The sequence below is a fragment of the Schaalia sp. JY-X159 genome, assembly GCF_014525425.1.
Classification (GTDB): domain Bacteria; phylum Actinomycetota; class Actinomycetes; order Actinomycetales; family Actinomycetaceae; genus Scrofimicrobium.
On the sequence record NZ_JACEXI010000003.1, the window covers coordinates 1 to 23,774 of the forward strand.

The following is a 23,774-nucleotide window of genomic DNA, read 5'->3' on the forward strand; positions in this document are numbered from 1 at the left end:
CCAGTTGTCCCGCCAGGGGCACCGCTGGTTGGCTACGTTCGGGTTGGATAACCGCTGAAAGCATCTAAGCGGGAAGCCATCTCTGAGATTAGGTTTCCAACACCCATTTGGGTGTGAAGGCCCCCTAAAGACTATGGGGTAGATAGGCCAGGAGTGGAAGCATCGTAAGGTGTTCTAAAGCTAACTGGTACTAATCGGCCGACACTACAAACAAACACAACACAAAACAAAGTGTTACGAGCATAAGCAAACAACCCACACAATCATTCAGATTTGCAAGCAATCACTATGCAAATTCACTAATAATCCACACACAAAGAATAGTGATAACCCCAAAGGCATAACGAATCAGCCTGGGGTTGCCACACCAACAACAAAACACCCACAAGTTACCGGGCTGCTACTAGCAGCCGGTGGGTGGGTAGTGTATGAACAACAAGTTTTGCGGGGGGCATAGCACAAGGGAAACGCCCAGTTCCATTCCGAACCTGGAAGCTAAGCCTTGTAGCGGCGAAGATACTCCACTCCATAGGGTGCGGGAAAATAGCACCCCCCCGCAAATCAACAACAATGTAGTGCCCCTGAACCAACACAAGTTCAGGGGCACCACTTGTTTAACCAGCAACCATCAAAACCTGGGCGGCCAACAAAAAAGTTCACGCCACCAGCAATGACCGCCACCCCGAAATGTATACGTGGGGGCGAAATGTTTGCTTGGGGCAGGCACCCCACACAGGCTGCCTGACCAACCTGACACCAAAGTGTGCAGCAGTCCCACCGCCGCGGCATCGCCCTAGGATTCAGAAGCCTCCAAACCCACATCCACCGCAGCCTTCTCCACACCGGAGGATTGAAACACCACCTACAACTTCTTTTATGATGAGCTTGGTTTAAGCCCAGCCCGCCAGATCGGCCCTCACCAACGCTGCCAAGGCCTGCAACCAGGGGGCGGAGTTGTCCCCCCAAGGCACGTAGTTGAACTCGCCGCCACCTGCGTCCTCGTAGGCAGCACGATTGAGTTCATCGATTTCCTCCAACGTCTCTAAGCAGTCACTGACAAAACCCGGGCAGATCACATCGACCCGATCTGTCCCTAGTGCTCCAAGCGCCGTGACCGTGTCGATTGTGGCGGGAGTCAGCCACGGGGCCGGGCCAAACTTAGATTGGTACGCCCTCACCACACCGCCATCAGGGATGGCTAGGCGCCGTTGCAATGCTGCAGTCGTTGCCTCACACTCCTGCGGATAAGGGTCTCCGCCCTCCGCCATCGCGACAGGAATGCCATGAAAAGACAGTACTAGGCGGTCTCTTTCGGCGAAGTTGGGCCTGCCCATGGATTCCCAGCGATTCTCCAAAGCAGAGGCCAGAGCATCAATGTACTTTGGATCCGTAGGAAACGAGCGAGCGATTCGCACGGCAAACTGATCGCGACTTCTGAGCATCCACCGTGCGACCTCGTCAGTAATCGACGCCGTCGTTGAGGCCGCGTACTGAGGGTAAAGAGGTACGACCAGAACCTTCCGGAACCCATCATCGTGCAGGCGCTGGAGGCCGCTCTGCACCGAGCCACCCATTTTAGCTTGGCAAGCGGCTCGGCTCACATCTGCTGAGGGGTGCAAAAGCACTACGGTTAGACCTGTGGAGAAAACCTCAGACCCTGCAGGGCACAATCCCGCAGCACCCGATCCCGCGGTGCCCGATCTTGTCGGGCCCGATCCCGGATCCCCTGATAAAACCCCGATTGCCGCACCGCGAAAACGCATGTCCGGGAAGCCGAATGCGATTGTCACGGCCGGTGTCGTTGCAGCACTCTTAATCACGTACGTAGGAGCGGCGTGGCTCCTTTCTGACCGGGTGCCGCGCGGAACCACTGTTGCCGGTGTGGCGGTCGGCGGTATGTCGTCAGTAGCCGCTGAAGAGACTCTGGAATCCTCACTCGCCGATCTCACTTCCAAGCCCATGACCGTTGTCGCAGTGGGTGTAGAAGGTGAACTTGACCCCGCGCGAGCTGGCCTCATATTCGATGCGGATGCCACCGTCGCACATCTCACCGGGTTCACGCTTTCGCCGGCTCGCATGTGGAGCCATGTTGTTGGTGGCCATGATGCCGCTCCTGTCAGTCAGGTTGATCGTGAACTACTGACAACCACCCTTGAAGGGATGGCAGAAAGCTTCGCTATTGCGCCGGTTGATGGTGGAATCAGCTTTGTTGATGCACTGCCCCACCCCACGCCTGCGGAGCCGGGCCTTGAAGTTGATGTCGACGGAGCCGTCACGAAGATTGGCGAGCAGTGGCTCACCGAACCCAGACCATTAGCGTTACCCGTGATTTCCGTTGAACCCGCCATCGATGACGCCGAGGTCGAGCGGGCTTTGACCGAGGACGCCACACCTCTGGTTGAAGCTCCCATTACCGCCGTAGTTGGGGAAACCTCGGCCCAGTTGGCTCCGCCCTCCCTGGCCGCAGCGGCCAGTTTTGTCGCTCAGGGGTCGACCTTGGAGCTGATTCTGGATGGGAAGATGCTTAGTGAGGATCTGCGTGCTCAGATTCCCGAACTTGAACAGGCCCCAGTTAACGCGACTGTGCAGATTTCCGAGGGCGCCCCGCAAATCACCCCCGATGCCCTGGGAACCGAAATCAATGCAGAGACGCTAGAATCCGGGGTCCTAGCCGCATCTAAAAGCGAGACGCGCACTGTAGAAGTTGAGTTAGCGCAGGTAGAGGCGGACATGACCGTGGCGGACGTTGAAGCACTGGGAATCGTTGAGAGGATCTCAGACTTTTCAACAAACCTCACCAACGACGAGGTTCGCACAAACAATCTCCGCACGGGTGCCGCTGCAATCAGCGGAGTAATCGTGATGCCGGGTGAGACCTTCAGTTTGCTCGATACTCTTGGTCCCATCACCCCCGAGAACGGTTACGGCAATGCAGGCGTAATAATTGATGGTGTCGTTGTTGATGGGATGGGTGGCGGGCTTTCCCAGCTGGCTACAACCGTCTACAACGCCTCATTCTTTGCCGGTCTAGAAGACGTTGAACACCAGCCGCACTCTCAGTACATCAACCGTTATCCAGAGGGCAGAGAGGCAACCATCTATGTTCCTTCAATTGACCTCAAGTTCAAGAACGATTCCGATTATGGCGTGCTAATCGAATCCTGGGTGGCAGACGGTCAGTTACACGTCGCATTCTGGAGCACAAAGGTGTGGGAGATCCGCACTGAAACCGGCCCGCGTCAGGATATAGTCCAACCAACAACGATCATCTCAACCAGGCCAGGGTGTGTGCCGTCCGGAGCCGGCAACCCCGGGTTCTTCGTCAACGTGGACCGCCACTTCTACCGGGACGGTGAGTTCGTCAAAACCGATTCGCGAGGCTGGCGCTACCAACCAGTGAATGCGGTGCAGTGTGGCTGAGGCATGCCTGCCGCGTGGGGATATGGACATACTGTTCCCATGAGTGAAACCACCCCCGGCGTCATCTACATGGCCGCTACTCCCATCGGGAACACTGATGACGCGTCTGCCCGACTCCGTCACCAACTGGAGACAGCAGACATTATCGCCGCTGAAGATACCCGCAGGTTGAAGGGCCTCTGTTCACGCCTGGGAATTGCGCCGCAGGGACGCATCATGGCGTTTCATGAGCATATTGAGAGCAAGCGTGCCGCAGAACTCATTGCTGCTGCCCAAGAGGGGCAGACGGTCCTGGTCGTTAGTGACGCAGGCACCCCAACCGTGTCTGACCCCGGCTATCGACTGGCCATCCTTGCTGCTGCCGAGGACGTGCGCCTTGCACCACTGCCTGGTCCCAGTGCGGCTCTTGCCGCACTCAGTGTCTCTGGCCTACCGTCTGACCGTTTCGTCTTTGAGGGTTTCCTCCCCCGCAAAGCGTCGGAACTAAAGTCCCACATCGAAAATCTCACGGTGGAGCCGCGCACCCTGATCCTCTTTGAGTCCCCTCGCAGAACCGCCGCTACCCTTGCTCAACTCAGTGATGTGTTCGGCGGCGACCGCCGAGCCGCGCTGTGCCGCGAACTGACGAAAACTTACGAGCAAGTCACCCGGGGCACCCTGGCGGAGTTGGCGGAGTTTGCGCAGGCCCAGCCCGTGTTGGGGGAAGTCACGCTGGTGATCGAGGGCGCCCCTAAACACGCGCAACAAAGCCTGCCTGATCTTGCCCAGGCAGCGTTGGCGCTCTCAGCGCGGGATGGAATCCGCCTCAAAGAGGCGGCTTCGCAGGTTGCCGAAGGTAGTGGTCAGCGCCCCAACGCCATCTTCAAGGCCGCGTTGGACGCCTCTTAGTTGTCCCCTAGGCGCTATGCACCAGCTTGATCCGGGTGCGGGCCATCTCTTCCAGCGCGGCCTCGCCCTGCTCAGGAGAAACAGGTTCCGTCAGGTCTACGAGGACACGAACACGATCAAGTGAACGCATACGTGCGGCATCCAGGGCGGTTTCCAGCACGCAGTGTGACAGCGCCAGTCCGACGATGTCAACGTCGTCAACGCCCTCGTCCGCGAGGATATCTTCCAGTGTCTCCCCGCTGGGGCATTCGGCTTCAAAGCCCGAGTATGCGGCCTCGTACTCGCCCTTCTTCAGGTGGTAGTCGATACTGACAGGCTCTAGGGACCTGTGCAGTTCGGCTTCCGGAGTGTCAGCAACGCCGTGCGGAGGCCAAGTATCGACAAAGTCCGGTGCGTCTGAGAAGTGTTCACCTGGGTCGATGTGCCAGTCCTGGGTGGTGATGATTACGTCGTAGTCGTCCTCGTGTGCGATGGCGTACTTTGCAATCTTTTTCGCGCACTCGTTCCCACCCTCAACCGCGAGTGCGCCACCTTCACAAAATGTCGGCTGAACGTCGACGATGATCAGTGCGCGGGCCATGGTAGTTCCTCCAGATATCTTCCACAGTTCGTTAGATCCGGCTCAGTCCACAAGCCTAGACTCTTCTCGGTTTTATTGGGAGGGGAAGCGCAACTAGGCTAGGGATATGAGTCATATTCTCTCCGCAGTTGCCTGGCCCTACGCTAACGGTCCCCGACATATCGGTCATGTTGCAGGTTTCGGGGTCCCCTCCGATGTCTTTTCTCGTTACATGCGAATGTCAGGCCATGACGTGCTCATGGTGTCGGGTACGGATGAGCACGGTACGCCTATTTTGGTCGAGGCCGAAAAGCAGGGCAAAACCCCGCGCCAGTTGGCGGATGAGAACAACCTGATTATTGCGCAGGACCTAGTCAAACTTGGCCTGTCATACGACCTGTTTACGAGGACGACGACCGCGAACCACCATGAGGTGACAAGGTCGATGTTCGAGGTCGTGCGCGACAACGGTTACATGATGGAGCAGACGGCGCAGGCCGCCATTTCGCCCTCGACGGGAAGGACCCTGCCGGACCGCTACATTGAGGGCACTTGTCCACTTTGTGGCTACGCGGGAGCGCGCGGGGACCAGTGCGACAACTGTGGAAACCAGTTGGACCCGATCGACCTGATCGATCCGCGTTCTTCAATCAATGGTGAAACCCCCGAGTTTGTTGAGACGACGCACTACTTCCTGAACCTGCCTGAACTGGCAACTGCGCTCAGTGAATGGCTCGATGGCCGTGAGGCCGCAGGCTGGCGTCCCAACGTCATTCGTTTCGCGAAGAACTTCCTTGAGGAGGTTCGCCCTCGGGCAATGACGCGTGACATTGACTGGGGTATCCCGGTTCCCGGTTGGGAAGACCAACCCACGAAGCGTCTCTACGTCTGGTTCGATGCGGTGGTTGGTTACCTTTCGGCCTCGATCGAATGGGCGAAACGCACCGGGGATCCGGAGGCGTGGCGGAAGTGGTGGAACGACCCGGAGGCGCTGACCTACTACTTCATGGGTAAGGACAACATTGTCTTCCACGCCCAGATTTGGCCCGCTGAACTACTGGGCTACAACGGTGAGGGCGCGCTTGGGGGAACCCCCGGGGTGTTCGGCAAGTTGAACCTGCCGACCGAGGTCGTATCCTCGGAGTTCCTCACGATGGAGGGCAAAAAGTTTGCCACTTCACGTGGGATCGTCATCTACGTTCGCGACATGCTGGAGCGGTACCAGCCTGATGCGCTGCGCTACTTCATTAGTGCAGCGGGTCCTGAAACGTCTGACGCCGACTTCACCTGGGAAGAGTTCCTGCGCCGCACCAACAATGAACTGGTTGCGGGGTGGGGCAACCTGGTGAACCGGACCGCCTCGATGATTCACAAGCGGTTCGGGCAGATCCCGGAGCCAGCGGAACTCCAGCAGATTGACGTCGACCTGCTGGGCTCGCTTGAGAGTGGTTTTGACGAGGTCGGAACGCTGATTGAAGGCCACCACCAGAAAGCCGCCATCGCTGCCGTGATGCGCCTGGTTGGTGAAGTCAACCGTTACGTTACTGACACGCAGCCCTTCAAGCTGAAGTCAGAAGAGGAGCTGCCGCGCCTGCGCACGGTTCTGTGGGTTCTGGCGCAGAGTGTTTCTGATTTGAACACGATGCTGGCACCGTTCTTGCCGCACTCTGCCAACGCAGTTGACGCGGTCATGGGTGGCGCGGGCCGCATCGCGCCGATGCCGCGGCTGGTGTGGGTATCTGAAGGGGGCGAGGACGGTCTGCTTGCAGAGGCCCCCGCCACGCCCGAGGACGTTGTGCCGGACTCAAACCTTGAGGTTGCCTCGGGCCGCTACCCGGTGATAACTGGCGACTACGCCGGTTACATGACGTGGGGCCGACATGACGTCGAAGTTGGTACTCCGATCGCCAAGCCGACCCCCGTTTTCACTAAGTTGGATCCCTCCATCGTTGAAGAGGAACTGGAACGGTACGCCTCGCGGTAGAAGCGTTAGTTCTGTTCTGATCCGGGCTGGTTCGCCCTCGCAGAAGCCGCGACGGGACCCCTGTTCTGTGAGGTGAGGTAGGCCAGGATCAGGAAGCCAATACCTGCCGCCGCGAAGAGAATCACGACGATCGCCTGGAATGTGTTGCCGCCAAAAATGGAGGTAAACACAAGGATCAGGCCGACGATGGCAAGGATTGCCCCCCACACCAGGAGGCCCACGTTCATCGTTTGGGGGCCGTCCTCGGAAACAGTTGTTGCACCATAGTGCGCTTGCGGCATTGCACTGTAAGGGGCCTGTGGCGCTGCCATTCCCGGGCCGTACTGGTTTGTTGGCGCAGCATAGGGGCCCGCGTAGTTCGGTGCGCCCCCCGGCATCGTCGATGTCGCGATGCGGCTGCCATCGGGAGCGACAAAGATGCGTTGGACAGGCGGCATCGGCTGGGTCGGACTAGGTTGTATGTTCGGCATTGGCTGGGTTGATCCCGGCTGGGTGCTCGGCATTGTGAACTTCTCCGTTGGTGTGTCTTGCGTGTTGTCAGCCATGATCAGTTTCCCTCTCCGCTCTGAGCTGTTTCGTTTGCGCCGGATTGGGCTTCTTTACCAGAAGACGCAGAAGCCAGGTTGTCAAGAATGACAAAGTGGACACTGGAGCTATCATCCAAAGTCAACCGGAAGGACACCACGTTGCTCGCGTCGGCTCCGTTTCGGCCCAGATCCCACGGGTAGTTGCTGGGGACCGGGTCCACGGTCCACGTGACTAGCGCCTCCTCGACCTCGTAATTCCCCAAGAAGGTGGTGGGTGATGTCGCTTGAATATAGGAAGTGTCGTCCAAGTTGAGCTTCTGGAACATGGGGAGCTGCTGGGAGGTCAAGAGGACAGTCAGGTTCGAATACTCCAAATCCACGTCAAAGTCAGGGTTCTGGCCCTCAGGCAGTGCCGTCAAATCGAGGAGCAGGTTCTCTTCGTAGCCCTCAATGCTGCTTTCGGACGGGTCCACCTCGCGACCATCCATGTAGTTGAAGTCGTCCTCGGTCTCATAGTCATAGTCCTCGGTCCACCCGAAGTCCGAGTCTTCCTCGAGGTATTCCGCCGATGAGCCGGTCGTGTAATCCCAGGTCGTGTTCCACGCACCGAGTGCAGCGCCCCCCATTAGGACGGGGAAGGACAGAACTGCGCCAACGATCGTAAAGGGTAGAAACCATCCGGGCTTCTGGTTCTTTAACGCCGCGTAAATGAGGACGCCGCCCGCAATCAAAATGATGAGGCCGGTTGACACGAGGACGGCTGTACCAGCGGTCCGTGTACCGGTAGAACCGGTCAGAACCAGGATGCCAACCGCGGCGATAAGGAGCATCGCGCCGACGGCGGACAGCGATATTGAGTTGCTCAGAGTTGAAGATTGACTGCGCGCCTTCGGCGCAAGGTTTGATAGTTGTTCGCTCATGGTTCAAGTTTGCCGCACGAACGGTGTCCCCTGTCATGGGGTAAGACCCTGATAATCCCCTCAAAATGCCCGTGGGGGTGGGATGGGCGGCGCGTGTCTGCCACGATGGAGTCGTGTCAAAAACAGAACGACCACCATTGCGTCTTGCGCAGTCCGACAGTGCGGACATGGACGCACCCTGGGTTGGAGGGGTAGCGTCCGGAGTTGCTTCCCGGTACGGGTTCCCAGTAGGGGCTGTCCGCGCCACATTCGGTGCGTTGAGTGCGGTTGCCGGCGCGGGCATCATCGCGTACATGTGGTTGTGGCTCACCACCCCCACAGACGAACAATCTTCGCTGGACACCGAAGGCCAGCCAAGCGCAACAGAGGCCTTCCGCTCCCCGATGAGGGCGGTGGGTGAACGCCGGGACTCTCAGGTGACAGCGGGACGCCTCTTGGTTGTGGGATCCCTTTTCTTACTGTTCGCTGCTTTCGTAGCCGTCATAGGTATTGCCTCCGGGACGTCGGGGCCGACTTTCTTCTGGTCAATCATCACCGTTCTCGGCCTGCTCATGGTGTGGTTGCAAGCACCACGCATTGCGGGTCGAGCAGTGCGACCAATCGGCTTCGTCGTGCTCGGAACGCTCATGGTCGTGGTGGGGACGGTAGCCGTCCTCGCGGCAAACGGGCAACTGGTTAACGTGGGGTCAGGGCTCATTGCTGCTCTGGCTGTCCTAGTGGTTGCGACAATCGCCCTCGCCCCCCTTGGTATGAGGGTGGTCAAGGACTTGACCGTGTCACGAAGCCGCGAGGCACGTGAAGTGGAACGCGCCGATATTGCGGCTCACCTGCATGACTCGGTGCTGCAAACCTTGACTCTGATCCGCGGCGCCGCAGACGATCCAGCCCGAGTCCGGGCCCTTGCACTAACCCAAGAGCGCGAGCTGCGTTCCTGGCTTTACACGGGAAGCGTTGAGGCAGCCGTGTCTGTTGCTGAGGCCCTCAAAGAACAGGCTGCTGACGTTGAAGCAACCTACGGGGTGGCGATTGATGTCGTCACCGTGGGGGACACGGTGCCGGGACCACGGCAACTCGCTGCAATTGCAGCGGCAGGTGAGGCAATGACGAACGCCGTGCGCCACGGAGCTGCCCCCATTACGGTTTTCCAGGAGGCGCGAGGGGGCGACCTCGAAATCTTTGTCAAAGATGCTGGAGATGGCTTCGACATGACAGCCATCCCGGACGATCGTCACGGGCTTCGCAACTCAATCCTCGGTAGGGTCTCTCGGGTCGGCGGCAAGGTTGAGGTGCGGTTCCTGCCCCCGGTGGAAGTCTCACCGTGGAGTGTGCCCGAGGCTGCAACGGCGCCCTCGGACACGGAAGCTAAGAAGAATGTCGGCGGAACGGAGATCCGCATCTTCCTACCGCAAGCGGCAGATGAGCGCTGGGTGAGCGTGGCGCGGGACAATAGTGTTGGAATGGCGCCCGTAGCGGCGCCAGAAACTGAGAAGAGAGAATCGGCATGACGATCCGCGTCCTAGTGATTGATGATCACCCTCTAGTGCGGGCTGGAGTCCGGTCCGAACTCGAGAAGAGTGACGTAATCGAAGTGGTGGGGGATGCCGCGGACGTGGATTCTGCGGTGGAGGCGTGTCACTCGTTGCAGCCGGACGTGGCCCTTCTTGATGTCCATCTTCCCGGAGGGGGTGGGGGAGGGGGCCCGGAGGTTGCGCGAAGGTGCGCAGACCTGACGCAGACGCGGTTCCTTGCCCTGTCGGTCTCGGACGTCCCAGCTGACGTTGTGGCAGTGATTCGGGCGGGTGCTCGCGGATACGTCACCAAGTCGATTTCCACGCCGGAACTGATCGCATCTGTGGAACGTGTCGCGGCGGGAGACGCTGCGTTTAGTCCCCGTCTTGCGGGGTTTGTCCTGGACGCCTTCGGCACTGAGTCAACGGTGTCGAATGCCGAGGACGAACTGGATCTTCTTACTACCCGTGAGGCAGAGGTGATGCGGCTGATTGCCCGTGGCTACACCTACAAGGAGGTCGCGTCCGACCTCTTCCTCTCTGTGAAGACCATCGAAACTCATGTTTCTGCGGTTCTGCGGAAACTGCAGCTATCGAACCGTCACGAACTGACCCGCTGGGCGTTGAAGCGCAACATCGTTTAGGTGAGGTGGGTGCGTTACTTGGTGGCTCTAGGGGTCATTGCATCCAGGATTGCGTCTGCCTGATCCAGGAGGATCCCCAAGTGGGTGGCGTCTGGATCAAAGATCAGCTCGCAGTCGGGCAGGGATTTGGCCAGCTCTCTGGTTCCGTCAATGTCGACGGAGGTATCGTGGCCGCCCTGCCAGATCGTGATGGGAAGGGGAGGGGAGGGTACCTCAAGTTCTCGTGCCACTTCTGTGACTGTGGTTCCCCAGTCGGTAAGTAGAGCGGCGTTGTCGTGAACGACCCCGCGGCTTGAGACCTCTTGGGCGTGCCGATGGGAGCGTGCGAAGACCCGTCGATAGATGCGCTGGTCTGGGCGCTTCTGTCGGTGCTTGTCGGACAGTCGGAAGGACAGTTCCAAAATGGATTCACCAACGCGTGGCACCCGAGTGAGTGCCTTGAGGGCTGGCATCCAGATTCTGCTTGCCCACCGCTCCAAGTCGTTGTTGAGGACCGCGCGTTCAGTCTGAGGGGCGACCAGGCCAATGCGGTAGAGGTGTTTGCGGAGTTCTGGTCCGCACACCAGCGCGTATGGCCCACCCCCCGACCAGCCGACAATGGAGAACTTCACCAGGTTGAGGTGGTCCGTGATTTGGCGGACGTCGCCCGGCCAATCGATCACCTGCCGGTCAAGAAGAAAGTCGGACCGACCGACGCCTGGGCGATCAACCGCGATGATGCGAACAGACCTGGCTAGGGCGGCGTCCTCGAACACCCCGCCCTCGACAGAAGAACCGGGGGTGCCGTGAAAGTAGAGGATCGGGAAGCCGTCCTCGGCCCCAAACTCCTGCCACTCAATATGGCGCCCATCTTGAAGCGTCATCCCGCTGCGGCGCCCCTCGAACGAACCCGTGTCTTCCTGGTGCAGTGGATTGGGGGCATTTGCTCTGTCAGTCAAAAACGTCACCCACCTTACTGGTCCACAGGCAAATCTACCCGCCCCGCGGCGGCAATGTGGGAGACCGTCATAGAATGCACTGGTAGACGCCCCCCCACACGGGTGCCCAGATCTCAACTAGCGGAGGAAACGCTGTGTCTGAAAACACTAGCCAGAATCCAGAAGCAACTGAACCTGACGGGAAGGGATGGGCCAGTCAGGTTGGCCCATGGATTATCCGCTACGGAAAATGGGTGTGGGCCGCACCAGTGTCGATGGCGCTTGCGGCCCTCATGGTCGTTGTTAGGGTGGCCGCCCAGATCGTTGGCTCAGATGCCCTGATGTGGAACGTCGCAAGCGGGGTGGGTGAGCCGTGGTGGACGGTCTTTACCTCCGTGGTGTGGACTTCGACTTGGGTTCACCTTGTTGTAGATGTGGTTCTACTCCTCAGTCTGGGCGCGTGGGTGGAACGCAAGATTACCTCTCAGTGGTACGCACTGGTGGGGCTTGGGTCCGCCTGGGCGGGAACCGCGCTGGCCCTGGGGGGTGCCCAGGTCATTTCCCTCGTTGATCGCCAGTGGGCCGAGGCATTGGCGCCCCAGTACATCTCCGGGATCACCGGACTTCTCGTTGGTACGGCGCTGGCGGTCTCCATCCGTTTGGACACACTGTGGCGCAGGCGAATCCAGATCGTCCTGTTCACCATCCTTGGCGTCACCGTGCTTTTCTCAGGGTCGATCGACTCAATCGCCTCCCTGCTCGCGGGCATCATCGGCTGGGCTATTGGCTTTGTTCTGTGGGGGAAGAGCCGCGACCGGCGTGGCCTGACAGGAACGCGACGTGAAGGGCGCGTACTGATTGCGCTCATCGTGGCCGGCGTGACGATTGGGACGTTGATGGCGCTGCGTTCCCCGGACATGGTGGGCGCTCTGGCAAACCTGCGAGGTGATCTGCTCCTTGACGTCAACGAGGAAGATGTCGCCCAGGTCTGTAACACGGCCGGCATGGAAGCCCAATGCGCTCATATGTCGTACATGCTGCGATCCACGGGCTTCGCCGCAAGGTTGTTGCCCATTTTGCCGCTGCTGGTACAGCTTGTGCTGACCTGGGGTTTGCGCGGCGGGCGGCGGGCTGCGTTCTGGGGCACCATGGTCATTCAGGGTGGATCGGCGCTGCTGGCCATCGCACACCTTGTGGTCGTCCGCGCCTCGGTCAGCGGCTTCGACGCTGTCGCGGAGTCGCTGGGGATGAACGAGGGTGGTGTGCCTTCCGCCCGTCTCATCATCCCGATTGTGGTTCCGTTGACCCTGCTGCTCCTGGTGGCGGCGAACCGCCGGCTCTTCACGGTGAAAGCAGCAGCTGGCACATACACCAAGTTCTGGATCCGATTGGGTGTGGTCACCACCATCGTCCTCGTCATTTATGTTGCCGTGGGCCTTGCGATGCGGCACACATTCACTCCGGAAGCCACGCTGTTTGGGTTGGTTGGGGACTTCTTTGTGAGGCTCCTGCCGGTTCCTGCCCTCTACCTGATATCCCCGCAGTTCCAGAGCGATTCTATGTGGCTGTCGCGCGCTACCGACTGGCTCGCTATTCTGCCTTGGCTGGCGGCGATCGTCCTTCTTTTGGTTTCCTTTGGAAAGCGGGCGCTGCCGAACGCGGCTGAGCGCGAGCGTTACAAGGAGATTGTTCGCGCCACCAACGCCGGGACCATGGCGTGGATGTCGACGTGGGAGGGCAACGACTTCTGGGAGTCGCAAAAGTACGAGGCCGGAGTGGCCTACCGTTCTGATCTGGGCGTTGCCCTGACAGTGACGGACCCGGCGGCGCATCCTGAAGACTTGGAAGAGGTAATGAAGGAGTTCGCGGACTTCTGTTCTTCCCAGGGCATGATTCCAGCTTTCTACTCCGTGCACGGACCGGTCACCGAGGTTACTGACTCGTGGGGTTGGCCCAGACTGCAGGTGGCAGAGGAAACCGTCCTCGAACTACCGGGACTCGCCTTCAAGGGGAAGTCATTCCAGGGGATTCGCACGGCGCTCAACCGCGGGACGAAAGAAGGGATCCGCCCGGTGTGGACGACCTGGCAGGAATGCCCGCCGGACCTGGCCATGCAGATTGAAGCGATGTCTGAGCAGTGGGCCTCCGGAAAAGGACTACCTGAGATGGGCTTCACCCTGGGTGGGGTCGATGAACTGGATGACCCCGATGTGATGCTGCTACTCGCGGTGGACGAGGACGACAAGCTGCACGGGGCGACCTCGTGGATGCCCGTCTATGAGCAAGGGAAAATCATCGGGTGGACGCTTGACTTCATGCGACGACGTGATGATGGTTTCCGTCCAGCCATGGAGTACATGATTGCTCAGGCGGCGCTGTGGGCGCAGCAGGAAAACTACCAGATTCTGTCGCTGTCGGGCGCGCCGCTTGCGAAGGCTCAGCCGGCTAAGAACGCGGATAGTGTGGCGGACGAGGACGTTGAGGCGGGGTCTTCGTCGGCCGCCCTCGACTTCATCCTTGAGATCTTGGGCAAGAACTTGGAGCCGGTGTACGGCTTCCGGTCACTGTTGCAGTTCAAGGCGAAGTTCCGGCCGACATACACCCCGGTGTACCTGAGCATGCCGGATGTGGGGTCGCTCGCGACGGTTGGGTTGGCTATTGGTCACGCCTATTTGCCTGACATGACCGTTGCGGATACGGCGCGGTTGGTGAAGGCCTTGCGCGACAAGTAGGGGAGTCCCAGCCGACCGGACCCAACTACCGCTAGGGTTGCCGCCGACGGCCTCGGCCGCCACTGTCTGCCGCCGCCGCCCTTGGCCTCGCCCACCTCGTCCACCTCCCCCCGCTTCGGCCTCGGCTGTCCCATCCGCGGTCGCCCTTGGCCTCGCCCTCGCCATTCCGCGGAATGTATGCGTTGGGGCGAAATGTGCGTCTGGGGTGCGTACCCCAGAGGTGGTTTGGTTCCCCACATATACATTTGGGCGCGAGTCGCTCCAGGGCGCGTGGTGCTAGGGGAGGCGCTCCAACGAGGGTGCCGACTGAACTTCGCCAGCGACCTTGGATACGACCCCGGCTGTGATCCTGTGACTACAACTTGGCCTCGGCTGAACCTGGTCACGGACCCGGTGAAGCACGCCCACCTCGCAGGAGTATCAGACTGCTTGGTCCCGTCTCGGCGCCTCGGTCCCCCGCAGGTCGAGTTCATTGCGTTGTTGAGTGCTCGTTTCTACCTGCGCAGCTCCGAGGAGCCTGCGGGGGACCGACCAGCTCGGTCTTCCTGCAGGGTGGGCTGAGGCGTGGGGCATTCCGCTGGCGTGGCCCTGGGTTGTGGGGTGGTCATCAGGGCATTCCGCGAAATGTATACGTTCGCGGGCTGCCAGGCTGTTTGGAGTCGGCGGGCTGGTGTTTTCTTGTTGTTGAGGTTGGTGCTGGCGCTACCCCACGTCATAACGGAGCGGGCTACGCCTAACGGAGCGGGTTTGGTATGCATAACGGTGTGATTCTAGGCCAAATGGAGCCAAACTCGCTCCGTTAGGCATAACCCGCTCCGTTAGGCGCACCCGGCTCCGTAATGCTCGGGTACCCCGAGCGGCCGGGCATCCAAGTCCCCGTCGCGGGCATCCAAGCGCCCGGCGGCAGCATCCAAGTCCCCGTCGCTGGCACTCAGGTTTCCATCACTGACGCTGCAGCCCCTGTGGCGAAGTGATGTGTGGGTGTGGGTGCCTGTGCGTAGGTAGAGTGTGGCGACGCGGTGCGAAGATGTCGGAAGCCTGCTCTAAGGTAGAGGGGCCATGGACATCCAGAACTTTCTTTTCGAAGCCCACCCCGCAGTCGAGGACGAGGTGTCGCCGTTTGGTGCCGCTACCGCCTCCCGCCCGGACGGAGTAGCGCCGTTTGGTGCCGTTACCGCCTCCCGCCCGGACGGGGCCTCATCCCTTGACGTGCTCACCGGCCTGAACGAAGCCCAAGCACGTGCCGTTCAACACAGCGGGACGCCGCTCCTGATCATGGCCGGCGCCGGCTCTGGGAAGACCCGCGTCCTCACACACCGCATTGCCTATATTCTGCAAAAGCACCAGGCCCGCCCTGGCGAGATCCTTGCAATCACCTTCACAAACAAGGCCGCCGCCGAAATGCGCGAACGAACAGCGAAGCTAATCGGGCCAGAGGGGCGGCGGGTTTGGGTGTCAACCTTCCACTCCGCATGCGTTCGCATCCTGCGCGAGCATCATGATGCCGTGGGCTTGAAGTCAACGTTCAGCATCTACGACATGCAGGATTCACAACGTCTCCTCTCCATGGTGCTCAAGGACCATGGCGTGGATACCAAACGCTTTACCCCACGCATGGTTTCGGGTCGAATCTCAGACCTGAAGAACGAACTGATCGAGCCCGGACAGTACATTGAGACCGCCCCATCAGACCCCATTTCGCAAATGGTCGCAAAGGCTTACAAGGAGTACAACAAGAGACTTCGCCAAGCCAACGCCCTCGATTTCGACGACCTGATCATGTTGACGGTCGAAATGCTGCAGAAGCATCCGGGGATTGCAGAGGCCTACCATCGCCGATTCCGCCAAATCATGGTTGACGAATACCAGGACACGAACCACGCCCAGTACGTCCTCGTTCGCGAACTTGTTGGTGACGGCAGCGACGGCGTTGAACCTGCACAACTGACTGTTGTTGGGGACTCAGACCAGTCGATCTATGCTTTCCGCGGCGCTTCCATTCGCAACATTGAAGAGTTTGAGCAGGACTATAAGGATGCGACAACCGTCCTACTTGAGCAAAACTACCGCTCCACCCAGAACATACTTGATGCCGCGAATGCCGTAATCTCTCGCAACCGAGGCCGCAGAGCAAAGAACCTGTGGACCGCCGCTGGCAAAGGTCCACTTGTCGCTCTGGAAGCAGGGGACTCGGAACACGATGAGGCTCGACTGATCATTTCTGAGCTGCGTTCCCTCGATGTCAAGAACGTTGACTGGGGCGACATCGCGATCTTCTATCGCACCAACGCCCAGTCACGTGTCATTGAAGAAATGCTGCTGCGCTCAGGGATTCCCTACAAGATTGTTGGGGGCACTCGGTTCTACGAGCGCCTCGAAGTCAAAGATGCCCTGGCCTACCTGCAGGCAGTTGTCAATCCTGACAACACCGTCGCACTGCGGCGCACACTCAACACCCCCAAGCGTGGCATCGGTGACAGTGCGCAAGCCGCCATCGCGGCACACGCTGACAGGTATGGATTGTCCTTTGGCGGCGCGCTTTCGGACACAACCGAGTCCAGCGAACGGCCAGTTGAAGGGCTGGCACCGCGCGCTCGCGCATCAGCCGCTCAGTATTGGGGCCTGCTTGAAGAGATGCGCGCCCTCGATGCCGCGGGTGAGACGCCCGCGGTGATTCTTGAGAAGATCCTGGACTCAACCGGGTACCTCGCAGGGCTTCGCGCCTCAACAGATCCACAGGATGCCTCACGCGTCGAGAACTTGGCTGAGCTGGTTTCAGTTGCGGAAGACTTCGCAAATGAAGGAAGTGTTGACGCCGCAGACCTCGGGGCCTTCCTCGAACGCATTGCACTGGTTGCCGATGCAGACCAGATCCCAGGGGAAGCGGAACGCAGGGGCCAAGTTACCCTCATGACCGTTCACACCGCCAAGGGCCTCGAGTTCCCCTACGTGTTTGTAACCGGACTTGAAGATGGAACCTTCCCACACAAGCGGTCGATGGATGACGAAAGTGAGCTGGCAGAGGAACGCCGACTTGCATACGTGGCTCTGACGAGGGCGCAAAAGCAGCTCTACCTGACGCGAGCCGCAACCCGTAGCGCTTGGGGCGCTGTTGAGCACATGCCTCCGTCGCGGTTCCTTGACGACCTTCCAGCAGAAGCAGTTGAGATTCGCAGCGAATCCACGCAGGAAAAGTTGTGGAAGAGCGCCCATGAGCGGGCGCGCCAACGCTCATTCGAGGCCAGCGAGTGGGGTGGTTACGGCGACGATGATGGCGGACCAATCATTGGGTCCGGGACTTCGGGGTCGTGGGGTTCAGGAAGTCGTGGTGGCTCCGGGGGCCGCGGTGGTTCCGGGAGTCGCGGTGGTGCAGGAAGCCGCGGGAGTTTCAGTGGAGGGGCCTCCGGGAGTCGCGGGAGTTTCAGCGGCGCAGGTTCGACGGGACGCGGCTCGAAAGGGTCGAGGCCAGGTGGATTCGGCGTGGAAACATCTGCGAGGTCCTCTTCCAGTGGCGGCTCCGGAAAGGCGTCCTCGGCTGAAGAAGACGCGCCGACACTGTCGCTGACTGTCGGGGATCGCGTCATGCACGCAACCCTCGGTGAAGGCGTTGTTGTTGGCACCGAAGGCTCCGGTCGCTCTGCGGTTGCCAAGATTGCCTTCGACAGTGCCACCAAGCGTCTCCTCCTGCGTATGGCTCCCCTCACAAAGCTCTAGGCTCTGGGACTTTTGTCGTGAAGAGTTCTGCAAAGACAGTCCCGAAACGCTATCTTTGAGGGGGCTAGAGGTGGCGCCACGATAGTTACGGGAGCGCCAACCCAACCGACGCGGTATGTCAACAGCCAAGAAGGGAACAACGGAGTGGACCTTTACGAATACCAGGCCAAAGATATTTTTGACGCCCACGGTGTGCCTGTCCTGACGGGCATTGTGTGCACCACCGCCAAGGAGGCGAGGGAAGCTGCCGAGACAATCGGGGAGTTCCCCGTGGTCGTCAAAGCACAGGTGAAGATTGGCGGCCGCGGTAAAGCCGGTGGGGTGAAGCTCGCCTGGAGCGCCGACGAGGCCGAAGAGTGGGCGTCGCAAATCCTCGGCATGGACATCCGCGGGCACACCGTCTACTCCGTCCTCGTCGTGGCTGGGGCCGACATCGCAGAAGAATACTACTTCTCAATCCTTCTGGACCGTGCTGAGCGGTGCGACATCGCCATGTGCTCCAAAGAAGGTGGCATGGACATCGAAACGTTGGCGAAAGAACGCCCCGAAGCGTTGGCCCGCGTCAAACTGAGTCCGACGGTTGGCATCAACGAGGTGGTTGCCCTCGACATCCTTGCCAAGGCTGGCTTCTCAGAAGATGAAGCAATCCCCCTTGCCCCCGTCCTCGTCAGCCTCTGGAAGGTCTACAAGGGTGAGGACGCGACCCTGGTTGAGGTCAACCCCCTGGTCAAGACAGTCGATGGCCGCATCATTGCCTTGGATGGCAAAATCTCCCTTGACGACAACGCATCCTTCCGTCATGCCGCCCACGCGGCACTTGCGGATCGCCGCTCCGACGACGCACTTGAAGTGCAGGCTCAAGAGGCAGGTCTGAACTATGTGCGCCTCGACGGAGAAGTTGGCATCATCGGCAACGGTGCGGGCCTCGTGATGTCCACCCTTGACGTTGTCGCCATGGCTGGCGAAGACTACGGCGTGAAACCCGCGAATTTCCTAGACATCGGTGGTGGGGCTTCCGCTGAGGTGATGGCTAAGGGCCTGGGCGTCATTCTGGGTGATGAGCAAGTCCAGTCCGTCTTCGTCAACGTCTTTGGCGGGATCACAGCGTGTGATGAGGTGGCGCGGGGCATTGTCGGCGCCCTCGAGATCCTGGGAGACAGCGCTACAAAGCCGATCGTTGTTCGTCTGGATGGCAACTCGGTTGTTGAAGGGCGGGAAATCCTAGCCCAAGCAGGTCTTCCACTGGTCACCATGGTTGACACCATGGACCTGGCAGCTGCAGAAGCTGCCCGCCTAGCGGGTCTCGCATTGGGGCGAGATGACGCGGAGGTTTCCGTAGAGTTCACAGCAAGCAGGGGGATGTAACCGGAGATGGCCATTTTTCTAACCGAAACTGACCGAGTCATCGTTCAGGGAATGACAGGCTCGGAAGGCATGAAGCACACACAGCGCATGCTTGATTCTGGAACCAAGGTCGTTGCCGGAGTAAACCCCCGCAAAGCCGGGGTATCCGTACAGTTTGACGTCGTTGGATACGGGCCCATGGAAGACATGGGCCTCGTCGAATCCGGGAGCGTCGACGTCCCCGTTTTTGGCACGGTTGCGGAAGCCAAAGAAGCCACGGGAGCCACGGTATCCGTAGTATTTGTGCCCCCCGCATTTGCCAAGGGCGCCGTGATTGAAGCGATCGACGCCAATCTGGACCTAGTTGTCGTCATCACGGAAGGCATCCCCGTCGCAGACTCGGTAGCCTTCGTCACCCACGCGCTGGAAAAGGGTGTGCGTCTGATTGGCCCAAACTGTCCAGGCATCATCAGCCCCGGTAAGTCGAACGTGGGAATCACTCCCGCTGACATCACGGGGCCGGGTGGCATCGGGCTGGTTTCCAAGTCGGGAACCCTCACTTACCAGATGATGTACGAACTCTCAGACATTGGCTTCACAACCTGTATTGGTATCGGCGGGGACCCCGTGGTGGGCACCACCCACATCGATGCTCTGAAGGCTTTCCAAGAGGATCCAGACACCGAAGTGATCGTCCTCATCGGTGAGATCGGTGGTGATGCTGAAGAACGGGCTGCCGACTACATCGCGGCAAACGTCACCAAACCTGTCGTTGGATACGTTGCCGGATTCACAGCACCCGAAGGTAAGACCATGGGGCACGCGGGCGCAATCGTTTCAGGCTCCTCAGGCACCGCCGAAGCCAAGAAAGAAGCGCTGGAAGCCGTCGGCGTGGCGGTGGGTCGAACCCCCAGCCAGACCGCCGATCTGGCACGCGCCGCATACCGGGAGATCCACCAGTAACAAGACATGCCGCGAGCAACGGTGCTCAAGCCCCCAAGCTGCAACGAAGATAGAGGGAATGAGTACTGACAGCGACACGCAGACACCCGTGGAAGCGGGCGCAGCGCAACCCACGTGGAAGAGCGAGCGCCCCACCTTCACGGTCACGCTGCCTTCAGGTTGGGCCCGCAGCGCCCTCGCAGGCATTGAGGCAGCCCTACTGGGGTGGCTGATCCCCGCGTTGGCAGTCGCCGTTGGCTTCTTGGCTGACTCTTCCAACGCCTGGCTCAGTGACACATCGATTGGGGAAGCAGGCCGTAGCGGCACCGAACTCTGGGCGATGACCCTTGGATCACCCGCGGTTTTCTATGGGGTGACGGTTAGCATCCTTCCGCTCCTGTGGACGCTGATACAGGTAGTGGTGTTCAGAGCCCTCCTCCTGTCGGGCCGCAACTTCGGGTCCGCAGCGCTGTGGACTTCGATCCCCTTCTACCTACTGACAGTGCTGATAATCCTCACCGCTTCCGGCGCCCAAGTCATCCTTTGGCGCTCACTGGTTGGCGCGGGACTCATCTCCTTGATCGCCGTGGGGTGGGCGGTTGCGCGGCAAACAGAAACCTTCCCACGCTGGGCGAAGAAGCTCCGTTGGGTGTGGTCGGGGATCCTCATCGGCCTTTCATGGCTGGGGGCGGTAGCCGCAGTTGGTCTGACAGTCCTTGTGATTGCATTGGCCGTATCCTGGCCGAAAGTTGTCGTTGCGACAGAGCTATTTGGGTTCAGCAGCGCCGGCAACTTCGGTCTTGGAGTCATGCAAGCCATGTACCTTCCCATGTTTATGGCTTGCGCCATTGCCTGGGTATCGGGCGCAGGATTCTCCGTGGTTGGGGGGTCGGTATCTTCTGCTCACGTTGTCGCCCCCAACGAGGCCGTCTTCCTCCCCATAGTCGCGACCGTCCCCACCACTGCGCCGGGGGCGTGGGTGCCCGTCCTGCTCGCCCTCGGCGGAGTAGGGCTTGGCGTAGTGTTTTCCGTTGTGACATCGCGGTTGTCCCTTGTTGACGCGTCCCGGCGTGGCGCTGTCGCCCTCGCATCCTTCGCTGCGGCGATGTACGTGTGGATGAGCGCATCGCGCGGTTCACTTGGGGAGAACCTCCTGGCCACCCTCGGCCCCACGCCTCACGCGTGGCTGGTGACGACAGGCCTGGTGGGATGCGTTGCGTTCGCTGTGGGGATTGCACTGCACCCGGAGACGCGCCAGCGTGTCAAGGAAGGGTTCGGCTCGTTCCGCGAAGCCCGCTCTGCGGACGAGGGCGAAGGTACTGATCGTGCCGACGCAGATGCCATCCAGGCGACAGTCGACGATACTGATGTTAGTGACAACGAAGCTGATGTGGATGAGGTCGGAAAGGGGAGCAATGGGAGATTCTGACCCGCCTGTAGTCCCCGACCCACCACCGGCGCAGGGCCTGGATCCTGACATCTGGCCCGATAGCAAGCACTCCGGGGCCGAGCCGAAGGCCGCGGGGCCCTCTAGAGAGGCCTCCATGATCTTCGGGATTGTCACCGCTGTCGCGGCAGTGCTCGGGGTGCTCGCCGTCGTCGTTCTTGCCCTATTGGAACGCCCTCATGTCGCTGCTGTCCTGCTTGGATCCGGCATGGTGATGATGGGGTTTCTTCGTGGAGCCTGGCCGGGACGCCCGTGGTTTTCTGCCCGCAACAGGTGGTTCGACGCGTTAGTGTTCGCCCTGGTGGGCGTGGCAATCCTCTGGCTCTCGCCGTGGACGGCGCAGATCCCGCCTGCTTAGAGTGCTGCGCCCTCGTCCTCCCAGTCGCCAACTTTGGTGAGCCACTTCCGTTTGGAGGCGTCAGACGCTCGGGAGGCTGTGATGCTGTCCCGCGCTAGGTCCGCGATCTGCCCCGCGCTGAACCCGTGCACATCGCGCACTGTGACGTACTGGTCGACAAGGCGTGACCGGAACAGTAGGGGGTCGTCCGCGCTCAGCGCGACCGTGGCTCCCGCATCAACGAAAGACCGCAGGGGAAGACTCGCGGGGTCAGAGAAGACGCCCAGCGAAACGTTCGAGGCCGGACAAATCTCAAACGCAATCCCGTCATCAACCAGCCGGTGCAGAAGTTCGGGGTCCTCACTTGCCCGCACGCCATGTCCTAGACGTTGGGGTGCCAGGTGGTTGACGACCTCGCGCACAGACTGGGGCCCCAGCAGTTCACCGCCGTGAGGTACCAGACTTAACCCTGCACGCTTGGCGATCTGGAAGGCGTTAGCGAACTCGGCGGTTGATCCCATGCGTTCATCATTGGAGAGGCCGAACCCGATCACCTCCCCGGGTTGATCCCCGGCGTACTGGGCAGCGAGCCGGGCCAGCACCCGCGCATCCAAAGGGTGCCGTGTCCGAGAGGCGGCGACAATCACGCCAACCTCAACTCCCGTTGCCTTCGTAGCCGCTTTGGCCTCGTCAAGGATGATTTCGAGGGCGGGCGTCAACCCCCCGATAAACGGGGCGTACGAGGTCGGATCAACCTGGATCTCCAAGCGCACAGACCCTTCGGCAGCATCGTCCTCGGCTGCCTCACGAACCACCCTGCGCATGACGTCCTCGGACCGAACCAGAGACCTGGCGGAGTCGTAGGAACGTTGGAAGCGGAACCACCCGCGGGCATCGGCGGGAACCGTGAGTGGGTCTTCTTCAAGCAGGTGCGCGGGAAGTCGTAACCCCTGCTTGTCTGCCAACTCCAGCATGGTGGCGGGCCGCATGGACCCCGTGAAGTGGAGGTGAAGGTGCGCCTTCGGAAGGCTGGTGAGCCGCGGCCTAGAAGTCTGTGGCCCTACGACCACTTGGCAAACCAGTCAACGATTGCCCGGGTGTAAGTGTCCTGCTCAGGTTCGTTGAGTAGTTCGTGGTAGGCGCCCTCGAACGTGACAAGTTCGACCAGATCACCGGCCCTTTCAGCGAACTCAACCGAACCCTCAAAGGAAGCCAAGCCATCATCTCCGCCGTGAAGGATCAGGGTGGGGCGGGCCAGAAGGTTCGCGTGGCGAATCACCTGGCGACCCTGCACCGCCATGGAAGCACCCGTGATGAGGGGGACTTTGCCGTGGTAGACGCTGGGATCTGCCTCGTAGTCCGCAACAACCTGGGGGTCGCGGGAGAGCAGCTCCGTGTCCAACGCGACCGAGTCGAGGAAGGGGAGCAGTGAACCCACCCTCGCCCCCAGTGTCGCAACCGTTTCATTGATGTGTGGCAGGGGGCGCAGCGCGGGCCCCGTCACCGCAACAGCACCCACACGCGCCGGTGAAAGTAGCGTGGAAGCCAGGGTGATGAGGCCACCCATGGAGTGCCCAAAAAGAAGAAGATCAGAGGTGCGGGACCGTTCGAGGACGTCCCGGCGCGCATCAAGGTGCTCACCGATGAGGGCGCCAACATCTACGCGTGAGCGTCTGCCGGGGGAGGTGCCGTGGCCCGTGAAGTCGAATGTCCAAGCGTCAAAGCCCGCTTTGTTGAGCGCATGGATGAACCGGTCATATCGTCCTCGGTGCTCGCCGAAACCGTGGGCTAGCAGGACGGTTCCGCGGGGGACGTCCTCGGGTGAGCGAGAAGAGAAAAGTTCCGGATGCCTATGCGCGTGACTCATGCGTCAAGTTTGGCACAAGAGGTG

At 60.4% G+C, this 23,774-nt stretch carries 18 protein-coding genes and 2 rRNA genes; 13 read left to right on the forward strand and 7 right to left on the reverse strand.

The window, feature by feature from the left end; translation table 11 throughout:
• Positions 1–215: ribosomal RNA gene (locus tag IDL90_RS05725) — 23S ribosomal RNA — on the forward strand; the annotation flags it as partial.
• A gap of 228 nt (positions 216–443) precedes the next feature.
• A 5S ribosomal RNA gene (gene rrf / locus IDL90_RS05730) occupies positions 444–560 on the forward strand.
• A gap of 330 nt (positions 561–890) precedes the next feature.
• Here the strand turns inward: rrf and hemH are convergent.
• The gene (gene hemH / locus IDL90_RS05735) at positions 891–1,574 is read right to left on the reverse strand and encodes a ferrochelatase (protein ID WP_187994707.1); all 684 of its coding nucleotides are present in this window, start codon (positions 1,572–1,574) and stop codon (positions 891–893) included.
• A 64-nt stretch (positions 1,575–1,638) separates the two neighbouring features.
• Between hemH and IDL90_RS05740 the strand changes: the two genes are divergently transcribed.
• Both IDL90_RS05740 and rsmI read left to right on the forward strand, forming a co-directional pair.
• A complete protein-coding gene (locus tag IDL90_RS05740; RefSeq protein WP_187994708.1) occupies positions 1,639–3,420 on the forward strand; it encodes a VanW family protein in 1,782 nt (593 codons plus the stop codon).
• A 39-nt stretch (positions 3,421–3,459) separates the two neighbouring features.
• Entirely contained in the window at positions 3,460–4,308 is an 849-nt protein-coding gene (rsmI, locus tag IDL90_RS05745) for a 16S rRNA (cytidine(1402)-2'-O)-methyltransferase (protein WP_187994709.1), read from the forward strand.
• 7 nt (positions 4,309–4,315) lie between these two features.
• On the opposite strand, the gene IDL90_RS05750 is transcribed toward rsmI, so the two are convergent.
• Positions 4,316–4,888, reverse strand: coding sequence for an isochorismatase family protein (locus IDL90_RS05750; protein ID WP_187994710.1), 573 nt, complete (start codon positions 4,886–4,888; stop codon positions 4,316–4,318).
• A 106-nt stretch (positions 4,889–4,994) separates the two neighbouring features.
• Between IDL90_RS05750 and metG the strand changes: the two genes are divergently transcribed.
• The gene (metG, locus tag IDL90_RS05755; RefSeq protein WP_187994711.1) at positions 4,995–6,851 is read left to right on the forward strand and encodes a methionine--tRNA ligase; all 1,857 of its coding nucleotides are present in this window, start codon (positions 4,995–4,997) and stop codon (positions 6,849–6,851) included.
• Between the two features lie 5 nt (positions 6,852–6,856).
• Here the strand turns inward: metG and IDL90_RS05760 are convergent, their stop codons facing one another.
• Entirely contained in the window at positions 6,857–7,396 is a 540-nt protein-coding gene (locus tag IDL90_RS05760) for a hypothetical protein (RefSeq protein ID WP_187994712.1), read from the reverse strand.
• Between the two features lie 2 nt (positions 7,397–7,398).
• On the reverse strand, positions 7,399–8,298 hold the full coding sequence (locus tag IDL90_RS05765) for a hypothetical protein (RefSeq protein WP_187994713.1): 900 nt from the start codon (positions 8,296–8,298) through the stop codon (positions 7,399–7,401).
• A 113-nt stretch (positions 8,299–8,411) separates the two neighbouring features.
• On the opposite strand from IDL90_RS05765, the gene IDL90_RS05770 reads away from it, so the two are divergent.
• Together IDL90_RS05770 and IDL90_RS05775 are read left to right on the forward strand one after the other, a co-directional pair.
• A complete protein-coding gene (locus IDL90_RS05770) occupies positions 8,412–9,803 on the forward strand; it encodes a PspC domain-containing protein (protein ID WP_187994714.1) in 1,392 nt (463 codons plus the stop codon).
• Complete coding sequence (locus IDL90_RS05775; protein ID WP_187994715.1) at positions 9,800–10,450, forward strand: response regulator transcription factor; 651 nt, start codon at positions 9,800–9,802, stop codon at positions 10,448–10,450. Before IDL90_RS05770 ends, IDL90_RS05775 begins: the two co-directional genes overlap by 4 nt.
• Positions 10,451–10,464: 14 nt before the next feature.
• Here the strand turns inward: IDL90_RS05775 and IDL90_RS05780 are convergent, their stop codons facing one another.
• Positions 10,465–11,388 (reverse strand): alpha/beta fold hydrolase, encoded by a 924-nt coding sequence (locus IDL90_RS05780; protein WP_187994716.1) that lies wholly within the window; start codon positions 11,386–11,388, stop codon positions 10,465–10,467.
• A 134-nt stretch (positions 11,389–11,522) separates the two neighbouring features.
• On the opposite strand from IDL90_RS05780, the gene IDL90_RS05785 reads away from it, so the two are divergent.
• From IDL90_RS05785 to IDL90_RS05810, 6 genes are all read left to right on the forward strand, one after another.
• The gene (locus tag IDL90_RS05785) at positions 11,523–14,099 is read left to right on the forward strand and encodes a bifunctional lysylphosphatidylglycerol flippase/synthetase MprF (protein WP_187994717.1); all 2,577 of its coding nucleotides are present in this window, start codon (positions 11,523–11,525) and stop codon (positions 14,097–14,099) included.
• A 1,059-nt stretch (positions 14,100–15,158) separates the two neighbouring features.
• Positions 15,159–17,813 carry an ATP-dependent helicase gene (locus IDL90_RS05790; protein ID WP_187994718.1) on the forward strand — a complete coding sequence of 885 codons (2,655 nt, stop codon included), beginning with the start codon at positions 15,159–15,161 and terminating at the stop codon, positions 17,811–17,813.
• Positions 17,814–17,957: 144 nt separating this feature from the next.
• Complete coding sequence (sucC, locus tag IDL90_RS05795; protein WP_187994719.1) at positions 17,958–19,178, forward strand: ADP-forming succinate--CoA ligase subunit beta; 1,221 nt, start codon at positions 17,958–17,960, stop codon at positions 19,176–19,178.
• 6 nt (positions 19,179–19,184) lie between these two features.
• A complete protein-coding gene (gene sucD, locus IDL90_RS05800) occupies positions 19,185–20,120 on the forward strand; it encodes a succinate--CoA ligase subunit alpha (RefSeq protein ID WP_187994720.1) in 936 nt (311 codons plus the stop codon).
• A gap of 58 nt (positions 20,121–20,178) precedes the next feature.
• Positions 20,179–21,528, forward strand: coding sequence for a DUF6350 family protein (locus IDL90_RS05805; RefSeq protein ID WP_187994721.1), 1,350 nt, complete (start codon positions 20,179–20,181; stop codon positions 21,526–21,528).
• A complete protein-coding gene (locus tag IDL90_RS05810) occupies positions 21,515–21,904 on the forward strand; it encodes a DUF3017 domain-containing protein (protein WP_187994722.1) in 390 nt (129 codons plus the stop codon). Before IDL90_RS05805 ends, IDL90_RS05810 begins: the two co-directional genes overlap by 14 nt.
• On the opposite strand, the gene IDL90_RS05815 is transcribed toward IDL90_RS05810, so the two are convergent.
• Together IDL90_RS05815 and IDL90_RS05820 are read right to left on the reverse strand one after the other, a co-directional pair.
• Complete coding sequence (locus IDL90_RS05815) at positions 21,901–22,965, reverse strand: adenosine deaminase (protein ID WP_220458818.1); 1,065 nt, start codon at positions 22,963–22,965, stop codon at positions 21,901–21,903. The genes IDL90_RS05810 and IDL90_RS05815 overlap by 4 nt on opposite strands.
• Positions 22,944–23,750, reverse strand: coding sequence for an alpha/beta hydrolase (locus IDL90_RS05820; RefSeq protein ID WP_187994723.1), 807 nt, complete (start codon positions 23,748–23,750; stop codon positions 22,944–22,946). Before IDL90_RS05820 ends, IDL90_RS05815 begins: the two co-directional genes overlap by 22 nt.
• Positions 23,751–23,774: the final 24 nt, after the last annotated feature.

Coding starts and splice junctions, on each gene's coding strand:
- hemH (WP_187994707.1), bottom strand. CDS start 1,574: ATGGGTGGCTCGGTGCAGAGCGGCCTCCAGCGCCTGCACGATGATGGG.
- rsmI (WP_187994709.1), top strand. CDS start 3,460: ATGAGTGAAACCACCCCCGGCGTCATCTACATGGCCGCTACTCCCATC.
- IDL90_RS05750 (WP_187994710.1), bottom strand. CDS start 4,888: ATGGCCCGCGCACTGATCATCGTCGACGTTCAGCCGACATTTTGTGAA.
- metG (WP_187994711.1), top strand. CDS start 4,995: ATGAGTCATATTCTCTCCGCAGTTGCCTGGCCCTACGCTAACGGTCCC.
- IDL90_RS05760 (WP_187994712.1), bottom strand. CDS start 7,396: ATGGCTGACAACACGCAAGACACACCAACGGAGAAGTTCACAATGCCG.
- IDL90_RS05765 (WP_187994713.1), bottom strand. CDS start 8,298: ATGAGCGAACAACTATCAAACCTTGCGCCGAAGGCGCGCAGTCAATCT.
- IDL90_RS05775 (WP_187994715.1), top strand. CDS start 9,800: ATGACGATCCGCGTCCTAGTGATTGATGATCACCCTCTAGTGCGGGCT.
- IDL90_RS05790 (WP_187994718.1), top strand. CDS start 15,159: ATGGACATCCAGAACTTTCTTTTCGAAGCCCACCCCGCAGTCGAGGAC.
- sucD (WP_187994720.1), top strand. CDS start 19,185: ATGGCCATTTTTCTAACCGAAACTGACCGAGTCATCGTTCAGGGAATG.
- IDL90_RS05805 (WP_187994721.1), top strand. CDS start 20,179: ATGAGTACTGACAGCGACACGCAGACACCCGTGGAAGCGGGCGCAGCG.
- IDL90_RS05810 (WP_187994722.1), top strand. CDS start 21,515: ATGGGAGATTCTGACCCGCCTGTAGTCCCCGACCCACCACCGGCGCAG.
- IDL90_RS05820 (WP_187994723.1), bottom strand. CDS start 23,750: ATGAGTCACGCGCATAGGCATCCGGAACTTTTCTCTTCTCGCTCACCC.